The organism is Streptomyces aquilus, from assembly GCF_003955715.1.
GTDB classification, from domain to species: Bacteria; Actinomycetota; Actinomycetes; order Streptomycetales; family Streptomycetaceae; genus Streptomyces; species Streptomyces aquilus.
In genome coordinates, this window is record NZ_CP034463.1 from 4401442 (window position 1) to 4426462 (window position 25021).

The following is a 25021-nucleotide window of genomic DNA, read 5'->3' on the forward strand; positions in this document are numbered from 1 at the left end:
TCGGCCGAACCAGGCCCCCACCCGGCCCGAGCGCCCCCTTTATCACACGGTGCTCAGGCCACGAATGTAGCGCACACGAGGGAGGCGTGTTTGCCGTGTGTCACTTGTGGACATTTTCGACCGCCTTGTCGATGGCCGGAAACCACCCATCGGCGGGCCGGTTCAGCCACCCCTCCGCCGCCGCCAGCTCGACCGCCGCACGCCGAAGAGCATCGAAACCGGGGTGCACCAGCCCCTTTCGCCACACCAGGGACACCGGCGACAGCGGCACGGGATCGATCAACGGGCGCAACACGGTCGACGGCATGGCCGGAAAGTCCACCACGGCGAGAATCGGGGTCCTCGTCTTCGCCATGATCCTTTGGAACTCCTCGTGACCGACCGCCATCGGCGCGGGTGACGCCACCTCGATCCCGCGTCCCTCGAACAGGTGCCGGGCGAGGTCGGTCCACTCGGGCGTCCGGGGATTCCCGGCCCCGGCGTACACCTCCTCGCCGGCCAGCTCGGCCAGCGGCACCGCGTCCAGCGCCGCCAGCCGGTGGTCCTCGGGCAGCACGACGGCCATGGGTTCGAGACGGACAAGCAGATGGTCGAGACCCGAGCGCAGCGCCGGGTCCAGCCCGGCGAACCGGCCGAACGACACATCGAGACGACCGGCGAGGATATCGGCCGCCGCGCCCGTCAGACCGCTCTCGTAGCGGGCCATCAGCTCCTGCTCGGGGGCGAGTTCGCGGGCCCGCCGCAACACCCGGCTCCCGGTGCCGAGCCCCGGCGAGTTGACGTCGACGAGCAGCGGCCGAGCCTGTCCGAAGGCGGCGATCAGCTCGTCCTGCGCCGCGAGCACCCGGCGCGCGTGCGGCACCAGCCGCTCCCCGTCGCCGGTCAGCGTGACCTGCCGGGTGGTCCGCACGAAGAGCTCGGCACCCAACTCCCGCTCCAGCCGCCGTACATCACGGCTGAGCGCCTGCTGGGCGACGTAGAGCCTGGCCGCGGCGCGGGTGAAGTGCAGTTCCTCGGCGACGGCGAGGAAGGCGCGCAGCAGACGGGGATCGAGATGGACGGGTCCGGGCATCCGGTGAACCTACAACGCCCACGGCGATTGACAACAGCAGTGCGTCAATCACCGCACAGAAGGTGTTGGACCGCAAGATCACTCACCGGCGACGGTGGACCCATGCCGCAACCGACCCACCGCCCGCTCTTCACCACCACCGGCGAAACCCTGGTCATCGCCGACTTCACCCCCCGCCCACCCCGCGCACCCGGCCCCTACCGCCGCCTCTTCACCCACCCCGGCACCCGCGCCTTCACCGCCGGCAACCTGCTGGCCCGGCTCCCCATGGGCATGTTCAGCGTGAGCGCGGTCGTCATGATCGCCGGGACGCGGGGGTCGTACGCCCTCGCCGGCGCCGTCACCGCGACGGGCCTCGCGGCGACGGCCGTACTGGCCCCCTTCACCGCCCGCCTCATCGACCGCCACGGCCAGGCCCGCGTCGCCGTACCGGCCACGCTCCTCGCGGCCCTCGGCTCACTCGCCCTCCTCCTTTGCGTGCGCTACGACGCCCCGGTCTGGACCCTGTTCGCCGCGTACGCCGCCACCGCCACGACCCCCAACATCGGCGGCATGTCCCGGGCCCGCTGGGCCCACCTCCTCAAGGGCGACGACACGTCCCTGCACACCGCGAACTCCTTCGAACAGGCCGCCGACGAACTCTGCTTCATGCTGGGCCCGGTGCTCGCGGCCCTGCTGTGCGGAACCCTCTTCCCGGAGGCGGGCACGCTGGTCGCGGCCGCACTGCTGGTGACGGGCATGCTCCTGTTCACGGCCCAGCGCGCGACGGAACCGCCGGTCCAGGAACAGACCCGCACGAAGGCACCGCTACGGGCGCCGGGAATGCCCCCGCTCCTTCTCTGCTGCCTGGCCATGGGCGCGGTGTTCGGCTCCATGGAGGTCGTCACGATCGCGTTCGCGGACGCGCGCGGCCATGCGTCGGCGGCCGGGGTCGTCCTCGGCCTTCAGGCTGCGGGGTCGTGCGCGGCGGGCCTGGCGTTCGGCGCACTGAAACCGCACGGCCGACCCGAGACCCGCCAGCCGTGGTGCCTGGCCGCGATGACGGCCCTCCTGACCCTGCCCCTGCTGACGGCGGCCACCACGGGCTCCCTGCTCCTCCTCGCGGGCGCCTTGCTGATCGCGGGCATGGCAACGGCTCCGACGATGGTCACCACGATGACACTGGTCCAGGACCGCACGCCGACAGGCCGCCTGAACGAGGGCATGACTCTCGCGGTGACGGGCTTGCTGGGCGGCATAGCAGCGGGCAGCGCGGCAGGCGGCTGGATCACCGAGCACCTATCGGCAACGGCGGCATACGGCGTACCGCTCACAGCAGCGTCCCTCGCCTTGATGATTTCGCTGACAGCGACGCCCTGAAGGGGCGCGGGGAACTGCGCGCCCAGCCACGACGGCGCCCGCACCCGCACCCGCACCCGCGAAACCACATTCACCCCCGCGAACTGATCCGCACCCGCGCCGCCCCCCTGGCCCTCAACGTCACCTCAGCCCCCACCGGCACCTCCCCCGCCTCCACATCCTCGAACGTGAAGTCACGCAGCAAGACAGCCATCCCCAACACCGACTCCAGCATCGAGAAGTGCTGCCCGATACAAGCCCGCGGCCCGCCCCCGAACGGGAACCACGCATACCGCGGCCGCCCGGCCTCCGCCTCCGCCAGGAACCGGTCCGGATCGAACCGCTCCGGCTCGGCCCAGTACGCGGGATGCCGATGAGTGACCCACGGACAGACGATCACGTCGGCCCCGGCAGGAATCCGCACGCCGTCGATCGACGCGTCGCCGACCGCCCGCCGTCCGATCACCGGCGCCGACGGATACAACCGCATCGCCTCCTTGACCACCCTGGTGAGCCGGGGCAGCGCCGCCATGTCCGCGGCCGTCGGCACCCGCCCCCCACCCAGCACTTCGTCGACCTCCTCCTGAACCCGCCGCTGCTCGTCCGGATGCCGGGCGAGGAGGTGCAGGGCGAACGCCAGCGCCGTGGCGGTCGTCTCGTGCCCGGCGACCAGAAAGATCAGCACCTGCTCCCGTAGTTCGTCGGCGTCGAGGCTGCCGTCCTCGGCGTTGCGGGCGTGCACCAGCAAACTGGCGAGGTCGTCCGACGTGCCCCCGCCGCCCCGCCGACTGGCGAGGTCGTCCACCCCGCCCCCGCCACCCCGCCGACTGGCGAGGTCGTCCACCCCGCCCCCGCCACCCCGCCGGCTGGCGATGATCTCGTCGCACAGCGCGAACAGCTCGCCTTGCAGCCGGGCCGCCCGGCGGTTGGCCGGGGTGGGCCAGGAACGGGGCGGCTTGACCGGGGACAGGCCCCGCTTGAGCGAGTACGCCTGGAGCGGCGGCAGCGTGCGCTCGACGACGTCGAACGCCTTCTCCATGTCCGTGCCGAACAGGATCCGCCCGACCATCCGCAACGCGAACCGGTGCATCTCGGCGACGAGTTCGACGACACCCCCGTCCCGCTCGCGCCACTCCCGGGCCAGTGCCGTCCCTTCGGCCGCGACCTGCCCGGCGTATCCGTCCACCCGCCGCCGGGTGAACAGCGGCTGCACCAGCCGGCGTTGCCGCAGATACGTCTCGTCCTGGCTGGTGAGCAGCCCGTTGCCGATGGAGCCGCGCAACTCCTCGTAGAAAACGTTGTCCTTGCGGAAGTTCGCGGCCTGCCCGGCCAGCACCTGCTGTGCGCCCTCCGCCGAGAAGACGGCGTAGATGTCCGCCCGCAGGCCCGGCGGCCCGGCCCGGAAGCGCACCACGTCACCGTGGTCGCGGCGGGCCCGTTCGTAGGTGCCGAGCGGGTCTGTGAGCAGGTCGTTCATCGAACCCAGCACGGGGTTCGCGGTCACTGTCGGCGCTTCGCGCGCCTCGGTCGTCATCGCCATGTCGTCTCCCCCTGCCGGCGAGCGCGGTCCCGGCAATTCTCGCGCGATCCATTGACTCGTCCACAGCCCGCACATACCTTCCATCGTCGAAGCGCTTCGACATAAGTCGTCGAAACGGTTCGACGATGCGACGCCCCAAGAACGACCCGGAGAGCCATCCGGCTCCGACTCCCCCTGGAGGCACGGGATGTTGACAACACGAAGGCGTGTGGTGGCGACGGCGGTCCTGACCGCCGGAGCACTGCTCCTGACCTCCTGCGGGGACTCCGACAGCGGGTCCTCGGGAGACGGCAAGACACTCAAGCTCTGGCACTACGAGGGCCCGAACAGCGCGATGGGCCAGGCCTGGAACGAGGCGATCAAGGAGTTCAAGGCCACCCACCCGGGCGTGAAGGTGGAGTTCGAGGAGAAGGGCTTCGAGCAGATCCAGAAGACCGCCCCGATGGTCCTCAACTCCTCCGACGCGCCCGACGTCATGGAGTACCTCAAGGGCAACGCGAGCGCCGGCCTGCTGTCCAAGCAGGGGCTGCTCACGGACCTCACGCAGGAGGCCAAGGCCCGCGGCTGGGACAAGAAGCTCAGCGCGAGCGTCCGCACCACCAGCGTGTACGACACCAACGGGGTCATGGGCTCCGGCAAGTGGTACGGCGTGCCCAACTACGCCGAGTACACGATGGTGTACTACAACAAGGACCTCTTCAAGAAGTACGGGATCGCCGAGCCGAAGACGTTCGACGAACTGACCGCCGCGATGGACAAGTTCGTCCAGAACAAGATCACCCCGCTGGCCAACGCCGGCGCCGAGTACCCGGCCCAGCAGTACCTCTACCAGCTCGCCCTGTCGAAGGCCGACCGCGCCTGGGTCGACTCCTACCAGCTCTACAAGGGCAAGACCGACTTCCACGACCCCGCCTGGACCTACGCCGCCGAGACCTTCGCCGACTGGGTGAAGAAGGGCTACATCGCCAAGACCTCCAGCAGCACCAAGGCCGAGGACGCGGGCGTCTCCTTCATCCAGGGCAAGTCGCCGATCTTCTTCTCCGGCAGCTGGTGGTACGGCCGGTTCATCGACGAGGTGAAGTTCGACTGGGGCACCTTCCTGTGGCCCGACACGCAGCTCAGCCCCGGCTCCGGCGGCAACATCTGGGTCGTCCCCAAGGGCGCCAAGAACAAGGAACTGGCCTACGACTTCATCGACATCACCATGTCGAAGAAGATCCAGAACCTGCTCGGCAACAAGGGCGGTGTCCCGGTCGCCGCCGACGCGAGCGCGATCACCGACCCGAAGTCGAAGACGCTCATCGACAACTTCAACGCCCTCTCCCAGCGCGACGGCCTGGCCTTCTACCCGGACTGGCCGGTGCCCGGCTACTACGACGTCCTGGTCTCCCAGACCCAGAAGCTGATCACCGACAGCGAGAAGCCGGACGGCTATCTGGACGCCCTCCAGGACGCCTATGACAAGGGCGCGCCGAAGCAATGACGATGACCGTCGAGAAGCGCGGGGTGACCGGCAAGGCGGCACCGGCCGGTCGCCCCCGCCGCCGCGACTCCTACGCCCTGTTCCTGCTCCCCGGTGTTCTCGCCTTCCTGGCCGTGATCATCGTCCCGTTCCTGATGAACACGTACGTCGGCTTCACCGACTGGCAGGGCGTGGGCTCCCCCAGCTGGACCGGGCTCGCCAACTACCGGGAGCTGATGGACGACTCCGACTTCTGGGCGTCCTTCCGGCACAGCCTGTTCATGGTCGTCGCGATGGCGGCCGTACCGACGGCGGTCGGACTGGTCCTGGCCGCCGCGCTGTTCGACTACATCGGCAAGCACTTCGGCTCGAAGGTCGTGGCCGTGCTGCGCGCCTGCTTCTACCTTCCGCAGGTGCTGCCGATCGCCGTCGCGGGCATCGTCTGGAGCTGGATCCTCGCCCCCGACAACGGATCGCTGAACGCGCTGCTCAAGGCCGTCGGCCTCGGGTCCTGGCAGCAGGACTGGCTCGGCGACCCCGACCTCGCGCTCTACAGCGTGATGGGCGTGATGGTGTGGGTGCAGATCGGCTTCCCGCTGGTCGTCTTCATGGCCGGACTCCAGCGCGTGGACCCGCAGTTGCACGAGGCGGCCGAGCTGGACGGGGCCGGCTGGTGGCGGCGCTTCTGGCACGTCACGCTGCCGCAGATCCGCCCGGAGATCTACGTCGTGCTGACCTGGTGCACGGTCGCCGCGCTGAAGGTGTTCGGGGCGGTGTACGTCCTGACGAAGGGCGGCCCCGGCGGGGCGACGAACGTCCCCTCCTACTTCTCCTTCACCACGTTCTTCGAGAAGACGCAGGTCGGCTACGGCGCCGCGATCTCCACCGTGCTCACGGTGATCATCCTGGCGCTCTCCCTCATCGGCCTGAAACTCCAGACCCGCGCGGAGGAACGAGCATGAGCACCGCGCTTAGGCGTTACCCCGTCCTCATCGCCCTGTGCGTCGCCGCCCTCTTCATGATCGTGCCGTTCCTGATCGTCGCCCTGAACGCCTTCAAGTCCCCGGCGGAGTACAGCCAGAACGGCCCGCTCAGCTTCCCCGACGGCTTCTACGTCGACGGCCTGAAGGATTTCTGGGAGCGCGTCGACTACAGCCAGAAGCTCTTCAACTCCCTGCTGATCAGCGGCTTCGTCGCGATCCTGGCGGTGGCCCTGTCGGTCCTGAACGCGTACGCGATCGGCGTCGGCCGGGTCCGGGGCCGCACCTGGGTCCTCGCCTTCTTCGTCCTGGCGAACATGCTGCCGCAGGAGGCGCTGGTCTACCCGGTCTACTACCTGAGCAAGCAGGCCGGCCTGTACGACACCCGGCTGAGCGTGATCATCGTGTTCACGGTCATCCAGGCGGCGTTCGGCACGTATCTCCTCTCCTCCGTGCTCGGCGAGTTCCCACGCGAGATCATCGAGGCCGCCCGGATCGACGGCGCGAACAAGTGGCAGATCCTGTGGCGGATCGTCGTCCCGGTGAGCCGCCCGACCCTCGGTGTGCTGGCGGTGTTCTTCTTCATCTGGACCTGGAACGAGTTCCTGCTCCCCCTGGTCATGCTGATCTCCAACGACAACCAGACGGTGTCGGTGGCCCTCGGCGTCCTCCAGGGCCAGCGTCTGATGGACGCGACGATGACCAACGCGGCCGCCCTGCTCGGCGTGCTGCCCGCGATCGTGTTCTTCCTCCTCTTCCAGCGCACGCTCACCCGCGGCATCGCCGTGGGAGCCGTGAAGTAAGGAACCCCCACATGAAGTTCACCAACGGCTACTGGCTGCTGCGCGAGGGCGTCACCGCGGCCCACCCGGTCGAGGTCCTCGACGTCACCGCCGCCGAGGGGGCGCTGGAGATCCACGCGCCCACGCAGCCCATCCGCCACCGCGGCGACCTGCTGAAGGGACCGGTCGTGACCATCAGCGCCCACTCCCCGATGCCGGACGTCATCGGCCTCACCTTCACCCACTTCGAGGGCGAGCAGCCGCGCGGACCCCAGTTCGACGTGAGCAAAGAGGAGTTCTCCGTCCACACGGAGTACGACGAGGAGCACGCGACCCTCACCTCCGGCGCGCTGTCGGTCCGGGTGGCCCGCACGGGTTCCTGGCACGTCGAGTTCCTCGCCGAGGGCCGCACGCTCACCTCCAGCGGCCCCAAGGGCATGGGCATCATGCGGGACGCGGACGGCGCCCACTACCTGCGCGAGCAGCTGAACCTCACCGTCGGCACCTCGGTCTACGGCCTCGGCGAACGCTTCGGCCCGCTGGTGAAGAACGGCCAGGTCGTCGACATCTGGAACGCCGACGGCGGCACCGCCACCGAACAGGCCTACAAGAACGTGCCGTTCTACCTCACGGACGCCGGCTACGGCGTCTTCGTCGACCACCCGGGCAAGGTCTCCTTCGAGGTCGGCTCGGAGGCGGTGTCCCGGGTGCAGTTCAGCGCCGAGACCCAGCAGTTGACGTACTACGTCATCCACGGCCCGGAGCCGAAGGACATCCTCCGCAAGTACACCGCCCTCACCGGCCGCCCCGCGCTGCCGCCCGCCTGGTCGTTCGGCCTGTGGCTGTCGACGTCGTTCACGACGTCGTACGACGAGGAGACGGTGACGTCGTTCATCGAGGGCATGCGGGAGCGTGAACTGCCGCTGTCCGTCTTCCACTTCGACTGTTTCTGGATGCGCGAGTTCAACTGGTGCGACTTCCAGTGGGACCCGCGGGTCTTCCCCGACCCGGCGGGCATGCTGTCCCGGCTGCACTCCAGGGATCTCAGGGTCTCCGTCTGGATCAACCCGTACATCGCCCAGCGCTCCCCGCTGTTCGCGGAGGGCAAGGCGCTCGGGCATCTGCTGAAGCGGCCCGACGGCAGCGTCTGGCAGTGGGACCTGTGGCAACCGGGCATGGCGCTGGTCGACTTCACCTCCCCGGCCGCCCGTGACTGGTACGCGGGCAAGCTGGAGGCGCTGCTCGCGCAGGGGGTGGACTGCTTCAAGACGGACTTCGGCGAGCGGGTGCCGACGGACGTGGCCTGGGCCGACGGCTCCGACCCGGAGCGGATGCACAACTACTACACGTACCTCTACAACCGGACGGTCTTCGACGTGCTGCGCAAGCACCGCGGCGAGCAGGAGGCGGTCGTCTTCGCCCGCTCGGCGACGGCCGGCAGCCAGAAGTTCCCGGTGCACTGGGGCGGCGACTGCGAGGCGACGTACGAGTCGATGGCCGAGTCGCTGCGGGGCGGGCTGTCCCTCGGACTGTCCGGCTTCGGCTTCTGGAGCCATGACATCGGCGGCTTCGAGGGCACACCGACCCCCGCCCTGTTCAAGCGGTGGCTGGCGTTCGGCCTGCTGTCCTCCCACAGCCGGCTGCACGGCAGCTCCTCCTACCGCGTCCCGTGGCTCTTCGACGAGGAGTCGGTGGACGTACTGCGGCACTTCACCCGGCTGAAGCTCAGCCTCATGCCCTACCTCTACGAGGCCGCCCGCACCGCCCACACCGAGGGCACGCCCGTCATGCGGGCCATGGTCCTCGAGTTCCCGGACGACCCCGCGTGCGCCCATCTGGAACGGCAGTACATGCTCGGCCCCGACCTGCTGGTGGCGCCCGTGTTCTCCGACGGCGGGGAGGTGGCGTACTACGTGCCCGAGGGCACCTGGACCCACTACCTGACCGGCGAGACGGTGACCGGGCCGCGCTGGGTGCGCGAGAAGCACGGCTTCCAGAGCGTGCCGCTGCTGGTCCGGCCGGGTGCGGTGATCCCGGTGGGCGCGGTGGCCGACCGGCCCGACTACGACCACGTCGACGGGGTGACCCTGCACGCCTACCGGCTGCGGCGGGGCGACCGGGTGGTCGTCCGGGTCGGGGAGGTCGCCTTCACCGTCGTACGCGAAGGGGACACCCTGCGGGCGTCGTGCAGCGATCCGTCGGCGCCGTGGGGGCTGGCGGCCGGGGAGCGGACCGTGCGGGCGCAGGCCGGCACCGGGTTCCTCTCGCTGGAGCTGGACTGATGGTGAAGATCACCGACGTGGCCCGGCACGCCGGTGTCTCCCCCAGCACCGTCTCCTACGTCCTCAGCGGCAAGCGCCCCATCTCCGAGGAGACCCGGCAGCGCGTCGAGGCGGCCATCCGCCGGCTCGGCTACCGCCCGCACGCCGGCGCCCGCGCCCTGGCCAGCAGCAGGTCCAACGTGCTGGCCCTGGTCGTGCCCTTACGGGCCGGCATCCACGTCCCGGTCGTCATGCAGTTCGCGGTGTCGGTGGTGACGACCGCCCGGCGCCATGACCACGACGTGCTGCTCCTCACCCAGGAGGAGGGCGAGGAGGGCCTCCGAAGGGTCGCCGACACCGCACTGGTGGACGGGTTCGTCGTCATGGACGTCCAACTCGACGACCCCCGGCTGCCGTTGCTGCGCTCCCTGGAGCGGCCGTCGGTGATGATCGGCTTCCCTTCCGACGCCGAGGGCCTGACCTGCATCGACCTCGACTTCAAGGCGGCCGGCGAGGCGTGCGTGGAGCATCTGGCCAGGCTGGGCCACCGGGTGGTCGCCCTCGTCGGCTCGCCGCCCGAGGTCTACGTCCGCCAGACCGCGTTCGCCCAGCGCGTGGTCCAGGGTTTCACCGCGGCGGCCGCCCGGGGCCACCTCGCCTCCTCCGTCCATCCCTGCGAGGCCACCCCCGCCGCGGCCCGCGAGGTCGCCGAGCACCTGCTGCGCGAGCAGCCCGCGTTGACCGGGGTCGTCGTGCACAACGAGGCGGTCCTGGAGCCGCTCGTCGACGCCTTCGAGCAGCTCGGTCTGCGCGTCCCCACCGATCTGTCCGTCACCGCCATCTGCCCCGACGAACTCGCCGAGAACCTCCGCGTCCCCCTCACCTCGGTCGCCCTGCCGTCCGCCGAGGTGGGCGAGCGGGCCGTGGAGCTGCTGATGCGCAAGCTCGATGCCAAGACCACGCCCGAGGCCACGCTGCTGCCGCCCCGGATGACGGAACGCGCGAGCACGGCACCGCGCAACACGCCCTGAGATGACCCCCGTTGATGCAAGGACCTACTCGAAGGAGCCGCTCGATGAGAGGCAGCAGGAGACGTAGATCCACGCTCGTGGTGGCGCTGGCCCTGGTGGCGGGGCTCGGCGCCACCGTCCCCGCGCACGCCGACGACCCCGCGTACCCCTTCCGGAACCCGTCCCTGACCGTGGACCAGCGCGTCGACGACCTCCTGGGCCGGCTGACCCTCGACGAGAAGATCTCCCTCCTCCACCAGTACCAGCCCGCCATCCCCCGCCTCGGCATCCCGTCCTTCCGCACCGGCACCGAGGCCCTGCACGGCGTCGCCTGGCTCGGCGAGACCACCGTCTTCCCGCAGGCCATCGGCCTTGCGTCGAGTTGGGACCCGGCCCTCCTTGAACAGGTCGGCTCGGCGGTCGGCGACGAGGCCCGCGGCTTCCAGCAGGAACGCCCCGCCGGCTGGGGCCTCAACCTCTGGGCGCCGGTGGTCAACCCCCTCCGCGACCCGCGCTGGGGACGCAACGAGGAGGGCTACAGCGAGGACCCCCAGCTGACCGGCGCGCTCTCCACGGCGTACGGCGAGGGCCTGACCGGCGGCGACCCCGACCACCTCAAGACGGCCCCGACCATCAAGCACTACCTCGCCAACAACAACGAGTGGCACCGCACCACCACCGACTCCGAACTGCGCCCGCGCGTGGCGAAGGAGTACGACGAGGCGGCCTTCAAACCGGCCATCGAGGCGGACGCGGCCACGGGCGTGATGTCGTCGTACAACCTCGTCAACGGCCGCCCCAACACGGTGAACCCGGACCTGAACGACCTCGTCCGCAGCTGGTCCTCCCACGACCTCCTCAACGTCACCGACGCCGCCGGACCCGGCAACCTCCACGGCGACCAGAAGTACTACCCGAGCGTGATGGAGGGCGACGCGGCCGCGATCAAGGCCGGCATCGACAGCTTCACGGACAACGACGCGGACTCCTCGGTCACCACCGGCGCCGTCAAGTCGGCGCTGGAAAAGGGCCTGTTGAAGGAAGCGGACGTGAACGAGGCGGCCGGGCACATCCTGTCCGTCCGCGTCCGGCTCGGCGAGTTCGACCCGGGCGGCGGCAGGTACGGCTCGATCGACAAGTCCGTGATCAACAGCCCGGCCCACCAGCGGCTGGCGCGCAAGGCGGCGACCGAGGGCGCGGTGCTGCTCAAGAACCAGTCGGGCACGCTGCCGCTGAAGACGTCGCAGAAGGACATCGCCGTGGTCGGCCCCCTCGCCGACACCCTCTACACCGACTGGTACTCCGGCACCCTGCCCTACGCCGTCACCCCGGCGAAGGGCATCGCGGCGAAACTCGGCACCGACGTGGCGACCAGCGAGGGCGTCGACCGCATCGCGCTGAAGAACACGGCGACCGGGAAGTACATCACCACGGGTGACGCCCTCCTGAAGGAGACCGCCCAAACCCCCACCGCACCGGCACAGTTCGACGTCTCCGACTGGGGCGCGGGCGTGGTGACCCTGCGCTCGGCGGTCAGCGGCAAGTACGTCGGCTACAACTGGTCCGGATTCGCCGACGACCAGACGCAGCCCGGCGGCTGGTTCGTCCAGCAGCAGTTCAAGCTGGAGCAGCAGGCCGACGGCAGTTATCTGCTGCGCTACGCGGGCTACGAGACCGAGGAGTCCTGGTGGACGAACCCGGTCTACGTCGGCCCGACCGGCGCGGACGGCACCCTCGGCCTGGTCTCCAAGGAGCAGGCCGCGCACTACACGAAGGACGTCGTCCGCAGCGGCGTCGACGAGGCCGTGGCCGCGGTGCGGGGCAAGGACGCGGCGGTCGTCGTGGTCGGCTCCACCCCGTCGATCAACGGCCGCGAGGGCCACGACCGCACCGACATGGGCCTCGCCCCGGCACAGGAAGCCCTGGTCAAGGCGGTCCGCAAGGCCAACCCGAAGACCGTCGTGGTCGTCGAGAACAGCTACCCGACCACCCTCGGCGCCCTCCAGCAGGACGTCCCGGCGCTCCTGTGGACGTCCCACGCGGGCCAGGAGACCGGCAACGCCCTGGCGGACCTGCTGTACGGCGACGCCAACCCCTCCGGCCGCCTCACCCAGACCTGGTACCGCTCCGAGTCCGACCTCCCGTCGATCCTCGACTACGACATCATCAAGTCCGACCGCACCTACCAGTACTTCAAGGGCCAGGCCCTCTACCCGTTCGGCTACGGCCTCTCCTACACGTCCTTCCGCTACGGCGACCTGCGCAGGACGGCCGACGGCTTCGAGGTGAAGGTCACCAACACCGGCGGCCGCGCGGGCGACGAGGTCGTCCAGCTCTACACCCACCAGCGCGTCTCCCGCGACAAGCAGCCGCTGAAGCAGCTGAAGGCCTTCCAGCGGGTCGCGCTGAAGCCGGGCCAGACGAAGACGGTCCGCCTGAAGCTGTCGCCGAAGGACCTCGCCCACTGGGACGTCACCCGCTCCAAGTGGGTCACGGAGAAGGGCACTTACGACGTCCTGGCCGGCGCCTCCTCCGCCGACATCCGCGCCCGCACCACCTGGAAGGTGGCCGGCGAGACCATCCCGGCCCGCGACCTCACCCGCACGACCCGCGCCGAGAACTTCGACGACTACGACCGCACCCACCTCGTCGACGAGTCCAAGGAGCGCGGTACGGCGGTGTCGGCGGCGTCCGACGGGGCGTGGCTGAAGTTCGGTGATGCCCGACTCGGCACCGGTGCCGCGCAGTTCACGGCTCGCGTGGCCGGTTCGTCCGGCACGGTCGAGGTACGGCTCGGCTCCCCGACCGGCACCCTCGCCGGCACGGCGACCTTCGGCGGCACCGCCTCCCCGTACACCTACGAGACGGTGACCGCCGACCTGTCCCGGGCGGCGAAGGGCCGTACCGACGTCTATCTGGTGCTGAAGGGGGCGGGTCTGCGCCTGTCGACGTTCAGTCTGCGCTGAGGCGGCTCGCCACGTCAGCAGAGCGCGGGTTTGCGCCACGCGCACTCGAGGCCGTCGCCCCGGGCCGCCTTCGGCTCGACCGGGGCGGCGGCCTCCGCCGTGGACTTCGCGAGCGTCACCACGATGGCGTCCTCCAACGGCTTCACGGAGGACGCCAGATAGTTGTTGAGGACGATGCTGAAGACCAGCTCGCGGCCGTCGGCACCGGTGACGTACCCGGACAGTGCCGAGGCGCCCGTCAACGACCCGGTCTTGGCCTGGGCGTTGAGCGCGGCGGCCGTACCGCACATCCGCGACCGCAGCGTGCCGCCGACGAACCGGTCCGGAGCGCAGGCCACCGGCAACGAGCGCTTCCAGTCCGGGTACCAGGGCTCGGCGCGCACGGCGCGCAGCAGCCTGACGAACTGGCCGGCCGGGAAGGTGTCCATCCGGGACAGCCCGGAACCGTCCACCTGCCGCACCTTGGCCGCGTCGACGCCGACGCCCTTGAGATAGCCGCTGATCGCGGCGAGCCCCGCGCTCCAACTGCCCTGCTGCGACACCTCGTACCCCATGGTCTTGGTGAGGATCTCGGCGTGCATGTTGTTGGACAGCTTCATGAACGGGATGAGCAGGTCCTTCAGCGGCATGGAGGAGTGGCTGCCCAACTCCGTCGCGCCGTCCGGGGTCCGACGCCCCAGCCGGGTCGGGCCCGTGACCTTCACCCCGTGCGCCTTCAGCGCGTCCCGGAAGACGGCGGCGGCGTACCCGGTGGGCTCCCAGACCGTGACCCATTCCTTGGCCCCCGAGCCGCCCACCGGCGTCGTACCGCTCACGACGATGTCATTGCTGCCGTGCACCCGCTCGACGGTGAGGTCGTTCGCGCCCCCGGCGGCGACGGTCGTGGCCCGCACGTCGATGTCGACGTAGCCGGTGTCGGGCGTGACGGTGACGACCGGCGCGTCCCCGGCCGCAGCGCCCGGCGCGACCGTCACGATGACGGTCCCGGTGTCGTAGTCGGTGTCCGGCGCCACGCTCAGGGCGCTGATCTGCGCGGAGTAGTACGAGGACTCGTCGTCGGCGGCCCAGGAGCGGCCGAGTCGCTGGGCGTCGAACCGGGTGTCGTCGGCGATGAGCCGCCCCTGGACGCGGGTGACCCCGGCGGCGGCGACCTGGGCCGCGAGTTCGTCGTAGTCGGCGGCGAGCAGGGTCGGGTCCCCGGTGCCGCGCAGATACAGGTCCCCGCGGAGCACGGACCCGTGGCGCCGGCCGTCGGCCAGCACATCGGTGGTGAACCGGTGGCCGGGCCCGAGGATCTCCATCGCGGCGGCCGAGGTGGTCAGCTTGGTGTTGGAGGCGGGCATCAGACGCGTACTCGGCAGATGTTGGTACAGCAGCTCACCGCTGTCGGCGTCGGCGACGACGACACTCGCCACCCCGCCCTCCATCCGGGGATCGCCCAGGACGGTGTCGATGGCCTCGGACAGGCCGGAGCGGTCGGAGTCCGCCCCGGCCTGCGCACCGGGTCCGAGGACGGCGGCGACGAGCACCCCGGCCACGGCCCAAGTCCACTTGCCTCTGTGGGAGTTCATACCGGCCGAGCATTCCGGATGCCGGCGCCCGTCACCAGAACGCCTCTCAGCCGTCCAGCCCCCACGCGGCACCCATCCGATACGCGGCACACAGGTTCACGTCGAGGAGGTAGGCCCCGGCGGTCCCGCACTGCCCGCTCCCGCTCCCCGGGTCGACGGGCTGCCCGTGCCCCATCCCGGTGATGCTGTACGTCTCGACGACGGCGGCACCGCCCGCGTTCCTGTACGTCTGGTGCGGATACCCGGCGACGGTGTCGCTGACGTCCGCCGTCTGGTCGGCGCCCTGCACGTTGGTCCACTGCTTGACCAGGTCGGTCATGTTGACGGGCTTCACCGTGTAGTCGGCCGTGCCCTGGAAGGCGACCAGCGTCGGCCAGGGCCCGGTGTACCCGGGGCGGGCGGCCCGCACCCGGTCACCCCACTGCGCGGCGGTCTGCGTGGCCCCGACGTACATGCACACGTACGGCGATCCGGCGGCCTGCGCACACCCGTACGGCAGCCCGGCGACGATCCCGCCCGCCGTGAACTTCTCCGGGTACGCGGCCATCAGCACGGCGGCCATCCCGCCCCCGGCGGACAGCCCGGTGACGTACACCGGCCCCCCGGAGACGTCCGCGACCTGCCGGTCCACCATCTGCGCGACGGACGCGGCCTCGCCCTGGCCGCGGGTGATGTCCCCGGTCTGGAACCAGTTGAAGCACAGCGAGGAGTTGTTCGCGCTCTGCTGCTGCGGCAGCACGACGGAGAACCCCCACCGGTCGGCGAGCTGCGTCCACCCGCTGCCGGTGCCGTACCCGGAGGCGTTCTGTGTGCACCCGTGCAGCGCGACGACGACCGGCCGCCCGGCGGGCAGCCCGTCGGGCACGTACCGGAACATCCGCAGCGCCCCCGGGTTGGTCCCGAACCCGGTGACCTCCTGGAGGGACGCGGCGGACGCCGGTGTGGGAGTGAGCAGGACGGCGAGGAGCGCCGTGAGGACGGCGAGAAGGCTTGCGGCTCTGGTGTGTGTCATGGGCAGGGACCGTAGAAGCGTGAACGACCCCTCGATATGGGGCCGCACACCACAACGGGCCGGTCCGCCATGGTGGTTCGCGGCTCAGCGGGAGGACGACTCGTCCCTCTCCCAGGGGCCCACGCCGAGTTGGCCCGTCGTCCCGAGGTCCAGTTCCGGCACGACCGTCACGGGTGCGGCGCCGGGCTTCGGGCGGACGCGGACGTACGGCGCGTTCACGGCGTCACCGGCCAGGGTCGTGTTCCGCCACGCGAGCGTCGTCCGCGCGGCCTCGCCCGGCTTGAGCACGACCGGCCGCGGGCTGCCTCCGCCGCCCGCGCCGGTGCTGATCGCGTCGGTGCCGTGCAGGATCCGCACGCCGTCGGCCTTCTCGTGGTCCTCGTCGAGGAGTTCGAGCTGCGGGTAGCCGTTGAGTTCGTAGGGGTCGGTGCCGCAGTTGACGAGGTGCAGGCCGACCACGCGCAGGCCCATGGCGGCGTCGCCCTCATCGGCGTAGAGGTGCACCCCGGACGCCGGGCAGGGGCCCGAGGCGGACGAGGCCTCGGCGGTGGGCACGCTGCGCACCTTGATCACCTTCACGCCCGTCACCTGGGGCGGTTCCGCGGCCGCCATCGCCGACATGGCCACGACGTCCTTGACGGTGGCCCCCGACGCGACCGCCTCGACGGTCCGCTCGACGTTGTCCACCGAGCCGCCGGACGCGGACAGGAACCCGAAGGTGACCGTGTAAGTCGCCTTCCTGGGCCCTTGGTTGGTGAGTTCGAAGGCGGCGGAGTAGTCGGCGCTCGCGCACTCGCTCCCCGTCCCCCAGGCATACAGACCGGTGATCGTCAGGCCGTCCTCGTCGGGCCCGCCGGCGGAGGGCACCGGAAGGGACCGGCACAACGACTCGCCGCCGACCGGGGCCTTCGGGGCCCCCTCCGTCCGCTCGGCTCCCGGCGAGGCCTGCTCGGAACCACAGGCGGCGAGGAGCAGGACGGCACCGGCGAGTGCGGGAAGGACGCGTATGACGGCAGGCATCCGCCCACCCCACCATGGCCAAGCGTGCATGACAAAGCCCCGCTGCTCAGGAGCAGCGGGGCTGAGCCCACATGGGGTGCCCATCGGTCTGGGCGAGTGGAGATGGCGGGAATCGAACCCGCGTCCAACGGTGCGGAATCAGGACTTCTCCGTGTGCAGTCTGGTACGAGTTTCTCGGCCCTCCGGATCACCCAGACAAGTCCGGAACGGGCCCAGTCACTGTTTGATTTCCCTCTTCACCCCGTGACCGGGATCAAGGTTTAGTCCCCTAGCTGATGCCAGGAACCGGGTCGGGAACAGCCCCGGGCTGACACTCCCTTAAGTAAGGGGCAGTTGCCTAGTTACCTGAAATCAGGCAGCGAGGGCGAACTGCGTCGCCTTGGGAGAATCGCTCTTGATAGTGGCGATTATTTTTTTCGGCCTGTGGTTTACGAGATCATGGCCGCTTCCTCGACACGCTTCCCCTGCTTCGACATCCGCTGTCGAAACCGATCATCCCCATGTTGTGTTTTCAATGCGCACACCGACCGTGGCCGGTGTTGATGCCATCGTACGTGACCAACGCACGCCGATGCCACCGTATTCCCAGGGGGCTCGCCCTACTGGCCCCGCTGCTTCCGCTTGGCGGCCGCGATCGCCCGGTCCGACTCCCGACGGTCCTGCTTCTCCCGCAGGGTCTGGCGCTTGTCGTACTCCTTCTTGCCTCGCGCGAGCGCGATCTCGGCCTTCGCCCGGCCGTCCTTGAAGTACACGGCGAGGGGCACGATCGTGTGACCCGTCTCCTGGGACTTGGACTCCAGCTTGTCGATCTCCTCGCGGTGCAGCAGCAGCTTGCGCTTGCGGCGCGCGGAGTGGTTGGTCCAGGTGCCCTGGGCGTACTCCGGGATGTGGGCGTTGTGCAGCCACGCCTCGCCCCCGTCGATCTGGACGAAGCCGTCGGTCAGCGACGTCCGCCCCTGGCGCAGCGACTTCACCTCGGTGCCGGTCAGCACGATGCCGGCCTCGTAGGTGTCGATGATCGCGTAGTCGTGCCGGGCCTTCTTGTTCTGGGCGACGATCTTCTTCTTGCCGCCCTTCTCGCCGTCCCGGCCCTTGGCGGCCGCCCCGCCCTGCTTGGGCTGGGACTCCTTCGGTACGTACATTCCCTTGCTCATAGTGCCGTCCATTTTCGCACTACGGAGGGGGTGCGGGGGAAGTCGTTTACGGCCCGGACACCGGTCGGCCGCTCTTCGGGGCCCGGTCGGCCGCTACTCGGGGCCGAGGCCGCTGAGGACGGTCTCCGCCCGCTCGACGACCTGCTCGTCGGCTTCCAGGTCCGGGGTGATGCCCTTGCCGTCGACGCCCCGGCCGGAGGGGGTGCGGTAGTGGCCGACGGTCAGCTCGGCGACCGACCCGTCGGGCAGCCGGCTCGGCATCTGCACCGAGCCCTTGCCGAAGGTCCGGGAGCCCACGACCACGGCCCGGCCCCGGTCCTGCAACGCGCCCGTGAGCAGTTCGGCCGCGCTCATGGTGCCGCCGTCGACGAGCGCGACGAGGGGTCTGGTGGTGTCGCCGCCGGGGTCGGCGTGCAGGACCTGCTGCTCGCCGTCCACGTCGTAGGTGGCGACGAGACCGCCGTCGAGGAAGGCGGAGGCGGCGGTGACGGCCTCGGTGACGAGTCCGCCGGAGTTGCCGCGCAGGTCGAGGACGATCCCGGCACCGGCGGGCGCCTGCCGCACGGCGGCCCGCACCGCGCCGCCGGAGCCCTTCGTGAAGGAGTCGATCTTGATGACGGTGATCCGGTCGGTGAGCCTTCGCACGGTGACCGAGTCGGTGGACAGCCGGGCGCGCCGCAGGGTCTCGGTCCACGCGCGCGTGCCGCGCTCCAGCCCCAGCGTCACCGCGGTCCCGGCGGCGGCATCCTTGGCGTCACCGCGCAGTAAGGAGACGACCTCGGTGACGGGCCGTCCGTCGACATCGGCCCCGTCGACACTGCGCACCAGGTCCCCGGCGCGGATCCCGGCCCCGGCGGCGGGCGACCCGGCCCGCACCTTGGTCACCTCGATCCGGCCGTCCCGCTCCCGTCGCGCCCACAACCCGACGCCGGTGTACTCACCGTCGAGGGCCTCCTCGAACTCCTCGTACTCCCCACGGGAGTACACCGCCCCCCACCGGTCACCGCTGCGGCTGACGGCCCGCTCGGCGGCCTCCATGGGGGACTTGCCGTCGGCCATGGCCTCCTCGGCGGCCTGCGCCACGTCCTGGTGATGCCCGGCGGGCGCGGCCGAACGGGCCGCGTCGGGCGAGGATTTCCGGTCGGGCCCCGGCAACGACCCCGTCGCCGCCCCCGCGACCAGCACACTCGCGAACACCAACGTCAGAGCCGCCCCGCGGCCGATACGGCGGGGCTGACAGAACAGCTCACGGCCTGACATGCGGGTGAGTCTAGGACAACGCGAAGGGCCGCACGGTCGGTTGACCGCACGGCCCTCTTGGCATGCGTCACACCTTCAGGTACTTGCGCAGCGCGAAGAACGCCGCCAGTGCCGGCATCAGCAGGCTGGTCGCCAGGATCAGGGGAAGCTTCGTCAGGACGGCGTCCCAGCCGATGAAGTTGATCAGGTTCAGCTTCTCGGAGAGGGCCAGGCCGTGGTCGATGATGAAGTAGCGGGAGACCACCAGGAACGCGCAGGCGACGCCGCCGCCGATCAGGCCGGCCACCGCGGCCTCCATGATGAACGGGGCCTGGATGTAGAAGCCCGAGGCACCGACCAGGCGCATGATGCCGGTCTCGCGCCGTCGGCTGAACGCCGAGACGCGCACCGTGTTGACGATCAGCATCAGCGCGACGACCAGCATCAGCGCCATGACCGCGCGCGCCGCCCAGTTCATGCCGTTCAGCAGGCCGAAGAGGTTGTCGAGGATGCCCTTCTGGTCCTGCACCGACTGCACGCCGTCCCGGCCGTCGAAGGCGGTCGCGACGACCTGGTACTTCTCCGGGTCCTTCAGCTTGATCCGGTACGACTCCTGCATCTGGTCCGGCGTGAGGGAGGCGGCCAGCGGGGAGTCGCCGAACTGCTCCTTGTAGTGCTTGTACGCCTGGTCCTGGGACTCGTACGTGACCTTCTCGACGACCGACATCTTGTCCAGGTCGGCGAGGATCTGCTTCTTCTGGTCGTCGGTCACCGCGCCCTTGGCGCAGTTGGGGTCGGACTCGGCGTCGCTCTTGTTGCAGAGGAAGACCGAGACGTTGACCTTGTCGTACCAGTAGCCCTTCATGGTGCTGACCTGGTCGCTCATCAGGAGCGAGGCGCCGAACAGGGCGAGTGACAGGGCGACGGAGACGATGACGGCGAACGTCATCGTCAGGTTGCGGCGGAGACCGACACCGATCTCGGAGAGTACGAACTGGGCGCGCATGGCGGGTGGGTCAGGCCTTTCCGTGGACGGTCGCGGTCAGTGCTGGTAGCCGTAGACGCCGCGCGCCTGGTCACGGACGAGGCGGCCCTGCTCCAGCTCGATGACGCGCTTGCGCATCTGGTCCACGATGTTCTGGTCGTGCGTCGCCATCACCACGGTCGTGCCCGTCCGGTTGATGCGGTCGAGCAGCTTCATGATGCCGACGGAGGTCTGCGGGTCGAGGTTGCCGGTGGGCTCGTCGCAGATCAGCAGCTTGGGCCGGTTGACGAAGGCCCGTGCGATGGCCACGCGCTGCTGCTCACCACCGGACAGCTCGCCCGGCATCCGCTCCTCCTTGCCGCCGAGCCCGACGAGGTCGAGCACCTGCGGCACGGACTTGCGGATCTCGCCCTTGGACTTGCCGATGACCTCCTGTGCGAAGGCCACGTTCTCCGCGACCGTCTTGTTGGGCAGCAGGCGGAAGTCCTGGAAGACCGTCCCGAGCTGGCGCCGGATCTGCGGCACCTTCCAGTTGGAGACGCGTGCGAGGTCCTTGCCCAGGACGTGCACCTGCCCGTGGCTGCACCGCTCCTCGCGGAGGATCAGCCGCAGGAAGGTGGACTTCCCGGAGCCGGAGGAGCCGACGAGGAAGACGAACTCACCCTTCTCCACTTCCAGGGAGACATCCCTGAGTGCGGGGCGGGTCTGCTTGGGGTAGACCTTGGAGACGTTGTCGAATCGGATCACGGATGCACCACGGGTAGCCGGGGGTAGATGAGCGTGACCATACGCGAACCGGGTGTGTGAGCGCAGGCACAGGTTGCGGTTGCGCGCCTGTTGTGCCTTTTGTGCCCACCCATCCGACAGCGCCCGAGCCGATTCCGAGGGAACCTGGCACAGTGGAGGGGGAACGTTCTCCGCCCCGGGAGCGTTCTGTGGAGAGAACCGGTATGAGGAGGGCGAGCGCATGACGTACGACCGGCTGGTGTGCGCGAACTGCGCGGCGCCCGTCAATGAGGGCCGCTGCCCCGTGTGCCGCGCCAACCGCGAGCGGCTCTCGCAGGAGAACCCGTTCGCGCAGCTCAACCCCATGACGCTGATCGCCCTGCTCGCGGTGCTGATCGCGGCGGTGGCACTGCTGGCGCACCAGACCGCGTAGCACCGGTACGGACGCCCGAGAGGCCCGGAGCGAAGGACACGCTCCGGGCCTCTCGTCGTGCGAGCAGGCGCACGCTGCGCGTGCGTACGGCTACCGTCAGGCGACGGCGCCGCCGCGGCCGCCCATGAGGCGCGGCAGGACACGGAAGCCGATACCGCCGGCGATCATCGTGGCGGCGCCCACCAGCAGGAAGGCGGTCTGGCCGGCACCGGTCTCGGCGAGCTCGTCGCCGCCGCCCTGGGCGGTGGTGTCGGAGCCGGTGTCGGTGAGGGCGGAGGTGCCCTCCTCCTGCGCGGAGGTGTCGGAGCCGCCGTCGGGGTCGGCGTTATTGCCGCCGCCGTTGCCGTTTCCGTTACCGCCGCCGTTGCCGCCGTCGTCGGTCGGGTCCGCGGTCGGCTCGTCCGTCGGGTCCTGGGTGGGCTCCTCGGTCGGCTCGGTGGGCTCCTCCGTGGGCTCGGTGGGCTCCTCCGTGGGCTCCGTCGGCTCCTCGGTGGGCTCCGTCGGCAGCTCCGTCGGCTCGGTGGGCGGGTCGGTCGGCAGCTCGGTCGGCGGGTCCGTGGGGTCGTCGCCGAGGCCGGTGTCGACGTTGACGCCGACGCCGCTCTCGTCCACGTTCACGCCGATGTCCAGCGCGGAAGCGGCGCCGGCGGCAGTCAGCGAGGCACCGGCCGCGATCACGGCACCGGCGGCTATGCGCGCGATCCGGATCCGCGTCTTCTTGGTCATAAGGTTGCTACCCCCAGTAGCTCATCGTCAGTGAGGCGGCGCTCGGGGCCGTGATCAACGGGGGTGGCGGTACTCGACTCTCCCCCGGTTCACATGCGCCCCAGAGATACGCATGCCACGCTTTACCCTTCCCATTTTTCAAAGCAACGTCAAGGCCGTTGCGTACGCGATGTCCGGGTACGGGTTCTTTGCCGGGGGATGGAACCTGTGAGTGTGATGTAAAACCCAGACATCCGGTCATAGAAAAGGCAACTACCGCCTCGGAAGCGGTAGTTGCCTTGTCGATAAATCTCTGCCGACTGCCTGCCGGTTACTTCTCCTGCTGCTTGCGCCAGCGAATTCCGGCTTCGAGGAAACCGTCGATCTCGCCGTCGAGCACGGCCTGCGGATTGCCGACCTCGAATTCCGTCCGCAGGTCCTTGACCATCTGGTACGGGTGGAGGACGTACGAGCGCATCTGGTTGCCCCAGGAGCTGCCGCCGTCCTTGAGGGCGTCCATCTTGGCCCGCTCCTCCTGGCGCTGCCGCTCCAGCAGCTTGGCCTGAAGGACGTTCATGGCCGTGGCCTTGTTCTGGATCTGCGAGCGCTCGTTCTGGCAGGAGACGACGATGCCGGTCGGGAGGTGCGTGATGCGCACCGCCGAGTCGGTGGTGTTGACGCCCTGGCCGCCGGGCCCGGAGGACCGGTAGACGTCGATGCGCAGATCGGACTCGTCGATGTCGACGTGGTCGGACTGCTCGACGACGGGCAGCACCTCGACACCGGCGAAGGAGGTCTGGCGGCGGCCCTGGTTGTCGAAGGGCGAGATCCGGACGAGCCGGTGGGTGCCCTGCTCCACGGAGAGCGTCCCGTAGGCGTACGGCACCTGCACGGCGAAGGTGGTCGACTTGATGCCGGCCTCTTCGGCGTACGACGTCTCGTAGACCTCGGTCTTGTAGCCGTGCCGCTCGGCCCAGCGCAGGTACATGCGCTGGAGCTGCTCGGCGAAGTCGGCGGCGTCCACGCCACCGGCCTCGGCGCGGATGTTGACGAGCGCCTCACGGGCGTCGTACTCACCGCTGAGGAGCGTGCGGACCTCCATCTCGTCCAGCGCCTTCTTGACGGACGCGAGTTCGGACTCGGCCTCGGCGCGGGTGTCCGGGTCGTCCTCCTCCTCGGCCATCTCGAAGAGCACGGAGAGATCGTCGATCCGTCCGCGCAGGGCTTCGGCCTTCCGCACCTCCGCCTGGAGGTGGGACAGCTTGCTGGTGATCTTCTGCGCCTCGTCCGGGTTGTCCCACAGGGACGGCGCGGCCGCCTGCTCCTCGAGCACGGCGATGTCTGCCCTCAGCTTGTCGAGGTCCAGAACGGCCTCGATCGACTCCATGGTCGAGGAGAGGGACTTGAGCTCTTCGGATACGTCGACGACTGCCACGCCTCCAGCCTAACGGCTGTGGCAACCGACCTCGCCCGGCCACCCGTCAGCCCGTCCGGCGCGGCCGCCCGTCACGGCGAGACCGGCGCCGAGTTCTTGGTGTCCTGCGGAGTCGCCCCCGCGTCGTCCCCCGACACGGCCGCCCACGTACCGACCCCGGCCGCGGCCACCAGCACCACCGCCGCCACGCTCACCACCACCCGGCGCCGCCGCGTGGTCGCCCGGTTCCGCGCCGACCCCGGCCGCGGCGCCCCGACGGCCCGCGGCACCCGCGCCGTCCCGCGCGCACCGCCCGCCAGCTCATCGGGCGCCGGCACCCGCATCGAGGTGTGCGTGTCCCGGTTGGAGTCGGCCGGCTTCGCCCCCGGCACCAGCGGCACCGCTCCCCGCCGCACCGGCGACCCCGAGTTCGGCGCCGGTTCCGCCGGCAGCGCGGCCTCCTCGGCCTCGTCGTCCTCCGCGTCCGGCTCGTCGACGTCCAGCGGCGGCATCCCGGCCAGCATCGGCAGCAGCTCCCGCAGCCGCGCCGCCAGCTCGGAGGCGCGCAGCCGGGAGGCCGGTGCCTTGGCGAGGCACTGCACGATGAGCTGCCACAGTTCGTCGGGGATGCCGGGCAGCGGTGCCACCGTCTCGGTCACATGGCGGCGCAGCACCGCGCCCGGGTGCCCGCCGCCGAACGGCGTGAAGCCCGCCAGCAGCTCGTACAGCACGGTCGCCAGCGCGTAGATGTCCACCGCCGCGCGCGGGGGCAGTCCCTCGACGATCTCCGGCGCCAGGTAGTCCGGCGTGCCGATGATCTTCGTGGCGCGGGTCCGGCGCGGGGTGTCGATCAGCTTCGCGACGCCGAAGTCGGTGAGCAGGGCGCGGTGCGAGCCGCCGGGGCCGAGCGGGCCCTGCATGTCGAGGAGGACGTTCTCCGGTTTGACGTCGCGGTGCACGACGCCCGCCGCGTGGGCGGCCGCGAGCCCGTCGGCGACGTCGGCGACGATCGCCACCGCGGCCTCGGGGGCGAGCCGCCGGTCGCGGTCGAGACGGGTGCGCAGATCGGTGCCGCGGACGAGGTCCATGACGAGCGCGAGGTCGTTGCCGTCGACGACCAGGTCACGGACCGAGACGACGTTGGGGTGCTCCAGGCCGAGCAGCGCCGTGCGCTCCTGCACGAACCGTCCGACCAGTTCCTCGTCGGACGCGAGGTCCTCGCGCAGCAGCTTGATGGCGACGGGGCCCTCGGGCCCCTCGCCCAGCCACACCGTGCCGGCGCTGCCCCGCCCCAGGATCTGGTGGGCGGTGTACCGGCTGCCGATCTTCCGTGCCAAGGCTGCTCCTACCG

The 25021-nt window shown here is 70.2% G+C and carries 20 protein-coding genes and 1 other RNA gene; 8 read left to right on the top strand and 13 right to left on the bottom strand.

Translation table 11 applies throughout. The annotated features are described in order from the left end of the window. Positions 1-100 precede the first annotated feature (100 nt). Positions 101-1072 carry a LysR family transcriptional regulator gene (locus EJC51_RS20260; protein WP_126272386.1) on the bottom strand — a complete coding sequence of 324 codons (972 nt, stop codon included), beginning with the start codon at positions 1070-1072 and terminating at the stop codon, positions 101-103. Positions 1073-1174: 102 nt separating this feature from the next. Between EJC51_RS20260 and EJC51_RS20265 the strand changes: the two genes are divergently transcribed. Then, positions 1175-2431 (top strand): MFS transporter, encoded by a 1257-nt coding sequence (locus EJC51_RS20265; RefSeq protein WP_126272387.1) that lies wholly within the window; start codon positions 1175-1177, stop codon positions 2429-2431. A 70-nt stretch (positions 2432-2501) separates the two neighbouring features. On the opposite strand, the gene EJC51_RS20270 is transcribed toward EJC51_RS20265, so the two are convergent. Next, positions 2502-3950: a cytochrome P450 gene (locus EJC51_RS20270; protein WP_126272388.1), complete on the bottom strand. Its 1449-nt coding sequence runs from the start codon at positions 3948-3950 to the stop codon at positions 2502-2504. A gap of 187 nt (positions 3951-4137) precedes the next feature. On the opposite strand from EJC51_RS20270, the gene EJC51_RS20275 reads away from it, so the two are divergent. From EJC51_RS20275 to EJC51_RS20300, 6 genes are read left to right on the top strand one after another with little or no spacing between them, the layout of a single operon-like run. Continuing rightward, positions 4138-5433: an ABC transporter substrate-binding protein gene (locus tag EJC51_RS20275; RefSeq protein WP_207924955.1), complete on the top strand. Its 1296-nt coding sequence runs from the start codon at positions 4138-4140 to the stop codon at positions 5431-5433. Further along, positions 5430-6374, top strand: a complete 945-nt coding sequence (locus EJC51_RS20280; RefSeq protein ID WP_126272390.1) for a carbohydrate ABC transporter permease — start codon at positions 5430-5432, stop codon at positions 6372-6374. Before EJC51_RS20275 ends, EJC51_RS20280 begins: the two co-directional genes overlap by 4 nt. Continuing rightward, positions 6371-7195, top strand: a complete 825-nt coding sequence (locus tag EJC51_RS20285; RefSeq protein ID WP_126272391.1) for a carbohydrate ABC transporter permease — start codon at positions 6371-6373, stop codon at positions 7193-7195. The genes EJC51_RS20280 and EJC51_RS20285 overlap by 4 nt, the downstream gene beginning before the upstream one ends. 11 nt (positions 7196-7206) lie before the next feature. Continuing rightward, positions 7207-9456 carry an alpha-xylosidase gene (gene yicI, locus EJC51_RS20290; RefSeq protein ID WP_126272392.1) on the top strand — a complete coding sequence of 750 codons (2250 nt, stop codon included), beginning with the start codon at positions 7207-7209 and terminating at the stop codon, positions 9454-9456. Beyond that, entirely contained in the window at positions 9456-10466 is a 1011-nt protein-coding gene (locus EJC51_RS20295) for a LacI family DNA-binding transcriptional regulator (RefSeq protein ID WP_207924956.1), read from the top strand. The genes yicI and EJC51_RS20295 overlap by 1 nt, the downstream gene beginning before the upstream one ends. A 44-nt stretch (positions 10467-10510) precedes the next feature. Then, a complete protein-coding gene (locus tag EJC51_RS20300) occupies positions 10511-13411 on the top strand; it encodes a glycoside hydrolase family 3 protein (RefSeq protein ID WP_126272393.1) in 2901 nt (966 codons plus the stop codon). Between the two features lie 14 nt (positions 13412-13425). Here EJC51_RS20300 and dacB read toward each other — a convergent pair whose 3' ends face one another. The 8 genes from dacB to ftsE all read right to left on the bottom strand — a co-directional run bounded on the left by dacB (position 13426) and on the right by ftsE (position 21139). Next, positions 13426-14982 (bottom strand): D-alanyl-D-alanine carboxypeptidase/D-alanyl-D-alanine endopeptidase, encoded by a 1557-nt coding sequence (gene dacB / locus EJC51_RS20305; protein WP_126272394.1) that lies wholly within the window; start codon positions 14980-14982, stop codon positions 13426-13428. A gap of 46 nt (positions 14983-15028) precedes the next feature. Next, positions 15029-15994 carry an extracellular catalytic domain type 1 short-chain-length polyhydroxyalkanoate depolymerase gene (locus tag EJC51_RS20310; RefSeq protein WP_126272395.1) on the bottom strand — a complete coding sequence of 322 codons (966 nt, stop codon included), beginning with the start codon at positions 15992-15994 and terminating at the stop codon, positions 15029-15031. 84 nt (positions 15995-16078) lie between these two features. After that, the gene (locus EJC51_RS20315) at positions 16079-17014 is read right to left on the bottom strand and encodes a DUF4232 domain-containing protein (protein WP_126272396.1); all 936 of its coding nucleotides are present in this window, start codon (positions 17012-17014) and stop codon (positions 16079-16081) included. A gap of 94 nt (positions 17015-17108) precedes the next feature. Then, positions 17109-17514, bottom strand: a transfer-messenger RNA (tmRNA) gene (gene ssrA / locus EJC51_RS20320). Between the two features lie 99 nt (positions 17515-17613). Beyond that, positions 17614-18156 carry an SsrA-binding protein SmpB gene (gene smpB / locus EJC51_RS20325; protein WP_097264823.1) on the bottom strand — a complete coding sequence of 181 codons (543 nt, stop codon included), beginning with the start codon at positions 18154-18156 and terminating at the stop codon, positions 17614-17616. A 105-nt stretch (positions 18157-18261) separates the two neighbouring features. Further along, complete coding sequence (locus EJC51_RS20330) at positions 18262-19428, bottom strand: S41 family peptidase (protein ID WP_208870727.1); 1167 nt, start codon at positions 19426-19428, stop codon at positions 18262-18264. A gap of 67 nt (positions 19429-19495) precedes the next feature. Next, a complete protein-coding gene (ftsX, locus tag EJC51_RS20335) occupies positions 19496-20413 on the bottom strand; it encodes a permease-like cell division protein FtsX (protein ID WP_059192142.1) in 918 nt (305 codons plus the stop codon). A 36-nt stretch (positions 20414-20449) separates the two neighbouring features. After that, complete coding sequence (gene ftsE / locus EJC51_RS20340) at positions 20450-21139, bottom strand: cell division ATP-binding protein FtsE (protein WP_059192143.1); 690 nt, start codon at positions 21137-21139, stop codon at positions 20450-20452. Between the two features lie 220 nt (positions 21140-21359). On the opposite strand from ftsE, the gene EJC51_RS20345 reads away from it, so the two are divergent. Then, positions 21360-21551: a hypothetical protein gene (locus tag EJC51_RS20345; RefSeq protein ID WP_059192144.1), complete on the top strand. Its 192-nt coding sequence runs from the start codon at positions 21360-21362 to the stop codon at positions 21549-21551. Positions 21552-21647: 96 nt separating this feature from the next. On the opposite strand, the gene EJC51_RS20350 is transcribed toward EJC51_RS20345, so the two are convergent. From EJC51_RS20350 to EJC51_RS20360, 3 genes are all read right to left on the bottom strand, one after another. Further along, positions 21648-22277, bottom strand: a complete 630-nt coding sequence (locus tag EJC51_RS20350) for a hypothetical protein (RefSeq protein WP_126272397.1) — start codon at positions 22275-22277, stop codon at positions 21648-21650. A 310-nt stretch (positions 22278-22587) separates the two neighbouring features. Further along, positions 22588-23691 (bottom strand): peptide chain release factor 2, encoded by a 1104-nt coding sequence (gene prfB, locus EJC51_RS20355; protein WP_126272398.1) that lies wholly within the window; start codon positions 23689-23691, stop codon positions 22588-22590. 71 nt (positions 23692-23762) lie between these two features. Continuing rightward, the gene (locus EJC51_RS20360; protein WP_126272399.1) at positions 23763-25007 is read right to left on the bottom strand and encodes a serine/threonine-protein kinase; all 1245 of its coding nucleotides are present in this window, start codon (positions 25005-25007) and stop codon (positions 23763-23765) included. Positions 25008-25021 lie beyond the last annotated feature (14 nt).